At 55.5% G+C, this 6,777-nt stretch carries 5 protein-coding genes; 1 reads left to right on the top strand and 4 read right to left on the bottom strand.

Translation table 11 applies throughout. The annotated features are described in order from the left end of the window. From RMO15_RS05470 to RMO15_RS05485, 4 genes are all read right to left on the bottom strand, one after another. On the bottom strand, nucleotides 1–1,411 hold a 1,411-nt coding region (locus RMO15_RS05470; RefSeq protein WP_309708911.1), incomplete at its 3' end, for an ABC transporter permease. 33 nt (nucleotides 1,412–1,444) lie between these two features. Then, nucleotides 1,445–2,680: a discoidin domain-containing protein gene (locus RMO15_RS05475; RefSeq protein ID WP_309708913.1), complete on the bottom strand. Its 1,236-nt coding sequence runs from the start codon at nucleotides 2,678–2,680 to the stop codon at nucleotides 1,445–1,447. Nucleotides 2,681–2,846: 166 nt separating this feature from the next. Then, entirely contained in the window at nucleotides 2,847–4,019 is a 1,173-nt protein-coding gene (locus tag RMO15_RS05480; protein WP_309708918.1) for a hypothetical protein, read from the bottom strand. 1 nt (nucleotide 4,020) lies between these two features. Continuing rightward, a complete protein-coding gene (locus tag RMO15_RS05485) occupies nucleotides 4,021–5,619 on the bottom strand; it encodes an FGGY-family carbohydrate kinase (protein WP_309708920.1) in 1,599 nt (532 codons plus the stop codon). A gap of 176 nt (nucleotides 5,620–5,795) precedes the next feature. Here RMO15_RS05485 and RMO15_RS05490 point away from each other — a divergent pair, with 176 nt between their 5' ends. After that, nucleotides 5,796–6,566 (top strand): DUF1559 domain-containing protein, encoded by a 771-nt coding sequence (locus RMO15_RS05490; RefSeq protein WP_309708923.1) that lies wholly within the window; start codon nucleotides 5,796–5,798, stop codon nucleotides 6,564–6,566. Nucleotides 6,567–6,777: the final 211 nt, after the last annotated feature.

The following is a 6,777-nucleotide window of genomic DNA, read 5'->3' on the forward strand; positions in this document are numbered from 1 at the left end:
GCACGATCAGCACCACCACGATATGCCCGACAAACTTATTGGGGACGCGGCTGTGCACCAGAAACGCCAGCGCGGAGAAGCTAAAGAGCGAGACTCCCGTGATCCCAAAAATCCCCATCAGGTAGGCCCTAGCATCAGGAGCCACGCCACCGGCTTGCTGCTGGAGCATTCCGATTATGGAGTAGAAAATCCCCGCCAGGATCAAGGAAAACTGGAGCGCCACAAAGCGAGCCAACAGCGCCGCGGTGCGCGAGACCGGAAGCGCATCCACGATCGGTGCAACCCGTAGAATCCGATCCTGCCAGCAAAGCTCCCCCGCATAGATTGCCGCCACAAAGATAAAGAGCGCCCCGTACATGTCCCCCACTTCTTTGAGCACATGGCTGGTCGTCGGCAGAAGAGGCGTCCCCGTGAAGCCCTCTTCTTTTGAAGAAAGCATCGCAAAGGCGATCAGCCCGAAGGCGAGAAACAACCAGTAGGGCCAAGCGCGGAGGATAAAGCGGGTATGGAAGCGCACCAAGTGCAGAAAGCTACGCCACGCCTGAGGCTGGGCATGCGGCCTAGGCACACCTCCCTGCGGTGGCGGCGTTCGGTCACTGCGGTTAGGGCGGGGAAGCTGCGGCGCGAGGGCACGGAACCGAAACAGAAGCCCCCCCAGAGCCACTATTGCCAGCCCAATCCCCGACCAGAGCGCACGGTTGAGCAAGAGCATTCCATCCAGAGCGGGCAGGGATGTATTGGTCTGCGCGGGTGACCAGTAGCGCGTCTCCGTCGTTAAAAGAGCGATGCCATAGGGATCCAGGATCGCCGCCGCGCCTCGGCTCCCAATGGCGGTGGCAAGTCCCGCCGCAATTAAGTACAGGACAAAAAGCCCCACTCCCAACGTGTACACGGCAAAGAGATTTCGGGTGAGTGCCCCCGCGACAAAGAAAAGTGCACTCGTGAGCAGTAGGTTGGGCAAGAGAAACACAAAATAGGAAAACGCATACGGCGCAAAGCGAAACGGGCCGAGATGGGTCGAGTCGCCGGGAATGACCGTTCCTATCCAGAACCCGAGCGGCAGTGCCAAGAACAAGACACTGGTGACAATAAAGCTGCCCAGATAGCGCCCGAAGAAATACTGCCAGGCTTTTAGGCGCGATGTAAAGAAGAACTCGTGTACCCGTAGCTCAAAGTCACGCAGAATCCCGGTGCCCGCAATGGCGGCCACAATGGGCCCCGCGATCAGGCAAAACCCGGCGGCAAACTGCACCAGCCGCAAGGGCGCATTGGCATGAACCCGCCCCAGATCCGAGTCCCCACGCTGGCTGCTCATCACGGCAGCAGCAACCAGAAAGACGAAGAGAAACTGCCCCCACGTGGCTCCCTGCCGCAACCGCAACCATAACTCCTGCTTTAAAACGGTGAACATAGATCCCTCATCCCCAGTGCTGCTTTAATAGAGTCACCTTTTGTACACGTTGAATTCGTAGATGCTCCACGAGTTACCTGGGGCACTGCCCGTCTGATTGACACGGATGTAACGCGCCGTTTGCGGAAGAAAGGTAATCGAGGTCACGGGGATGAAGCCGTTTCCACTGGCAATGGAACTACCCCAGCTCACGCCATCCGTCGAGACGAAAACCTCGTATCCTCGCGGGAAATCTCCCGGTGAAGCGACTGAGTCAAGCGAGATTCTCTCGAAAGTCTTGAGCGATTTCATATCCACCTGGAAGTACTGTTGCAGTGCTACTGCTTGTACAGCCCCTGTGGTCCAGCAGGTGCCGAGCTTGCCATCCATGGCATTGCCAAGGCCGGAAGAAGAAGACCCCGTCGCTGTCCAGCCCGCTCGGTTCAAGGCATCCGACTCGAAAACATGGAAGTCGTAGATGCTCCACGAACTTGCCCCCGTTCTGCCTGTCTGCTCGACTTTGATGTAACGCGCCGTTTGAGGGGGAAATGTGATCATCGTCACGGCACTAGCACCACTTCCCGTAGCGACGGAGTTCCAGAGAGTTCCATTCATCGAAACAAGAACAGTGTAACCGCGAGGATACTCGTTTTTTGCGGTTACCGTATTGAGCATGACCCTGTCGAAGGTCTTGTTCGACCGCATATCAACTTGGAAATACTGTCCTGTCTTCGTCTGCGCGGCGTTTGTGGTCCACCGAGAAGTGGTGTTATTGTCATCAATTGCATTGCCCGCAGCTCCAGACCCGGAGCCGGTCGCTTTCCAACCCGCGCGTGGCAGCAGGCTATTCGTAAAACGGATGTCTGTCACGCTACCGGCGGACATCGTGCCCTCTTTTTTGCTCGTCTTAAAATACGTGGTCCAGTTATTAGCAGTGACAACTTCGCCACCGATCACAAGATTATGAAATGCAATGTCCTTAATGGTTCCGGTTGCTTCGGCATAGAGTATGTTTTTGTCGTTTGGCGCACTTGGCATCGCCGCGATCGTCACATTCTCAAACCGAGTCCCAGAGAAGACACCACCTTTTCCCTGTTGAATATTAAACGGTGGGTTTGAAGGATTCGGATCCGAAATATTAATATTGCTAAAGATAAATTTCTGATCACGAACCGTATTTGTATCAGAGGGTAATTCAATCGCGCCGGAGTTGCTCCACCATAAGTTGCGTCTAAAGATCACATCAATGTTTTCTACTCTTAGTTGATCCGTCTTAAATTGCTTCAGCATCTCGGCTGTTTTTAGCTGATGTAGATGAGACAATCGGAGAGAGACTCCATTTGCATCCGACCACAGCACGTTGTCCGATAAAGCAATCCCTTTGGGATAGTACGCATCGTCCTGAACACGGTAAAAACAGTGATGCACCCTACTGCTGTCGTTGATGCCACTACCATCAGAGTTGACACGCCATCACCCAAGAAACATCATTGGGCTGAGAGGAATGAAGATCTTGAGTGAACAATCGCATGGCATGATTTGCCGGATCCGCGATCACAATCCCCTGAATTTTAGTATTTCGGCAGTAGCTAAGGTCAATGGCTGTTCTCCTATAGCTGATACGCTGTTGCTCGGCGTATTTGGCATTGGTTGGATTAGAGTCTTTGTCAGCCTGGGTGACCGTTACCAAGTTGCTACCATCATAAACCTTATCTAGCTCGACCTGTTGCAGCTCCCAATGGGGAATTCCTTGTGCAGAAAGCGTTCCATGACCGAAAATCCTCATGTTTTCTGCACTTCCCAAGTTCGCGGGTGGATCTGATTGGGATGTGCTATCCATATTATTCAGAGTGCCATAGACGATGGCATCTCCTGGAATATAGTAGTTTTTGTTTGGATACACCTTGAAGTTTGGACCAATAGTATGTGCGCCCGGCTTGAAGTACATCGTCCTTAAAGTCGTGCTGGTTCTAAAAGTTTCAAGTTGGGCTGCTGTTGGTTTAGTTCCCGCCGTGATCTCAAGTACGCTAGCATCCGTCAGCTGCGGCTTGTTCTCCAGAACGGGATTCCCATGGACAGATAAAGTATGCACTATGGGCTGAGCAGGCCCCTGATTTGCCGATTGAGAGCGGGTTCCCATCTCCCCATTAATATCGACTGCCACGTTGCAGGGACGACTCATTGTAAAGATAACCTTATTTTTAGAAAAATTTACATTGGTCACTTTATTTTCGGGGTATATCTTCGTGCTCGGTAAGATGGTGCCCCCTATTCGGGTTACCTCAATATCCACCGATTGTGACATTTCAAAGTTCACGTAGCTATGAGAACACCCCCATAGGTTTCCATAATATTTTTCGTTAACTTCATGCGGTCCGTCCATATAGGTATTGTTAAGCTTAGACCATAAAACAGAAGCGGGTCTCCATGTTGTTGAATTCGATGCTTTGATGCGTATCGAATATTGCTTGGAAACCACGGTCGTTGAAGGGGCATTATATAACCCCACACCGTTTATTATCGTTTGTGCTCTTGAGGGTATGCCTGTCATAATCAGGGCAAGCACGATACCCCCCATAATCACCCTGGATTGCGAGACTCTACTTTTTATATCTTTATATATCGTCATCTTATCTGCCCATAATTTCTCGGTGACGTTTTTGCGTATCGTAGAGGTCGCGCCAGATGGTGTATTTCGCATCGTGGAAGGTGCGAGTGGCGGGATTGGGTGTGATCGTCTCTCCCGCACGGCCCATCGCGGTCATGGCTTCGGTGACACTCGCGTAGTCCCCCGACGCGTGCGCAGCGAGGATCGCGGAGCCTAGCAGTACGGACTCGGACTCTTTGCCAAGCGTGATGGGCATGCCACAGGCATCGGCGTGCTGCTGGAGCCAGAGCGGATTTTTCGTACCGCCCCCTGTCGCCACGAGCTGCGTGATTGCAAAACCCGCCGTGTTCATCGCCTCGACAATCGCTCTTGTGCCGTAGGCGAGCGCCTGAACCGTGGCGACATAGAGCCGCGTGTCCTGCGCCAGCGATTTATCCAGCGAGAGCCCCTCTACCGTGCCGCGTGCATGCGGGTCTGCAAACGGGGAGCGGTTGCCTAGGTGAAAGTCCAGCACGTGCAGATGGCGCGTCAGATAAGCCACATCGCTCAATCCCTCCGCGTCGGCGAGCTTCTTCGCTTCTTGATTGAGCAGCGCATAGACCGTTGTCTCCTCAGACTCCGCCTGCGCCGCGAGGTTACGGAAGGCACTGGAGTCCTCAATGGTGTAGTCAATCAGGGCTCCTGCCGCGCTCTGTCCGCCCTCGGTGAGCCAGTAGCCGGGCACCATCGCGCCAAAGTACGGCCCCCAGACGCCGGGTACAAAGATCGGCTCCTTCGAGGCCGCCATGTGGCAGTTGCTCGTCCCGCCAATCAGTGCCAGAGAGTGGTCTAAGTCTGCTGCCCCGAGTAGCCCCAGTCCACCCGCGTGGGCATCAATAATTCCGACGGCAACAAAGCACTCCGTCGTCAGCCCAAAGTGCGCGGCGGCTTCGCTTGTCAGTGGCCCGATGCGCTCCCCGAGTGGCCGGATGGAGTTGCCCGTGATGCGGGGATCGTCGAGGCCGAGGCTTGCCAGAAAGCCCGTATCCCAGCGCCCCTCGTGGCCCAGATAGGTCCACTTGCAGACATTGGTGCAGAGCGAGCGCACGTCCTGGCCCGAGGCTTTGTAGGTCAGAAAGTCGGCGAGGTCTAAGAATTTAGTGGCCTTTGCCCAAGTCTCAGGCAGATTCTTCTTGAGCCACTGCAACTTCGGCGGCTCCATCTCCGGCGAGATCGCCCCCCCAACGTACTTTAGAACGTCATGGCTTTCCGCGTTGATGGCGTCGGTCTCCGCGAGGGCACGGTGGTCCATCCAGACGATGATATTCTGCTCCGCGTTGCCGCTCGGGCTGACGGTGAGGGGCACATCGCCCTCGCCCAGCACAACCAGCGAGCAGGTGGCATCAAAGCCGATCCCGACTACGCTCTCCGGGGCAACTTTGGCCTGCGCCATGGCACCACGCACCGCAATTCCCACCGCGCTCCAGATATCGGCGCTACTCTGCTCCACGAACTCAGGCTGTGGTCGCCACAGCTTGATCGGGTGGGTCGCCATGCCTTTTCGCGTCCCGTCAGCTACAGCAAAGACCCCCGCCCGCACCGAGCCCGTCCCGACATCTACTCCCACAACAAATCGTTCCATGGAGGGATTTTACCCGGATTTCGTGATACGCTGACCACGCTCCCGCCCTCTGGGGAAGTCCGGTGTGATTCCGGCACTGTCGCGCAACGGTAATTGAGCCTTCGCTCTAAGTCCGATCGCCAGCGGGGGCGAAAAATCCCTCGGCCTGCGCGCAACAGGCTAGAAAGAAACGTTCCGTGTTTTTGAAAACTTCCCGGTCAGCCTTTACGCTGATCGAGCTTCTTGTCGTCATCGCGATTATCGCGATTCTGGCGGCGATCCTCTTCCCCGTTTTTGCTCAGGCACGCAGCAAGGCCCGCCAGACCGCCTGCCTCTCTAATACCAAGCAGCTTGGCCTAGCAGCGCTGATGTACTCCCAGGACTACGACTCTAGCTTTCCCCTGTTTAGCTACGGTGATAGCAGAACCTACTGGGTCGGGGCGCGGGCGGGTTTCTCCGGGCCGCTAGATAAAAAGCTCGGGCTGATCTTTCCGTATCTCAAGAGCGGCGAGATTCAGCGGTGCTCGGAGTACGCAGGCCCCGCTAACCTCGGGGGCACGGGCTATGGCTACAGCTCGGTTCTCGCGGGAGAGCGCTGGGTCAATAGTGGGGGGAGTTGGGTGATGCAGCCAAGCCCCGCCAACGATGCAGCTATCACCCGACCCGCCGAGTGTCTACTCTTTGCCGACAGCGGGAATCGCACCGACAGCACGGCAAGCAGCCCAGAGACCATGAAAACTGTCGCCACGGTAGCCGAGACGATCACCATTCAGCCGCCAAGCTCCTGGTGCTTCCCCGGCTTTGGCTGCACGTCGTCGCTGGATTTTCGGCACCAGGGCTTTGGTAACATCGTCTTCTGCGACGGCCACGCAAAAGCCATTGCCCGCGCCGCGTTTGCCGCCAGACTACCCGTCAGCGAGCAGCAACCCGGTCTTGTCTTCCGTGGCGATTACATGATGGCGAAGTAGGCTCCCCACCCCCTAATCCCCGCCCGGCGGGGGGACAATGAGGAAATACCTTGTGTTCCCCCCGCCGGGCCTAATCTTGTCCCATATCTTTTCTCTTGGCTCGCCTAACGTTGATGGCGTTATTGTGCTTTATTAACAGTTAACTGATTTTTCATTAAATATCAATAACTAGTATCGTCGTGAGGAAACTGCCTCTGCTCCAGCCATCTGC

Origin of the sequence: Armatimonas sp., from assembly GCF_031410135.1 — a bacterium.
Classification (GTDB): domain Bacteria; phylum Armatimonadota; class Armatimonadia; order Armatimonadales; family Armatimonadaceae; genus Armatimonas.

What these genes read in the sequence shown, in the direction of transcription:
- RMO15_RS05485 (WP_309708920.1), bottom strand. Translation starts at nt 5,619, where the DNA reads ATGGAACGATTTGTTGTGGGAGTAGATGTCGGGACGGGCTCGGTGCGG.
- RMO15_RS05475 (WP_309708913.1), bottom strand. Translation starts at nt 2,680, where the DNA reads ATGCTGAAGCAATTTAAGACGGATCAACTAAGAGTAGAAAACATTGAT.
- RMO15_RS05480 (WP_309708918.1), bottom strand. Translation starts at nt 4,019, where the DNA reads ATGACGATATATAAAGATATAAAAAGTAGAGTCTCGCAATCCAGGGTG.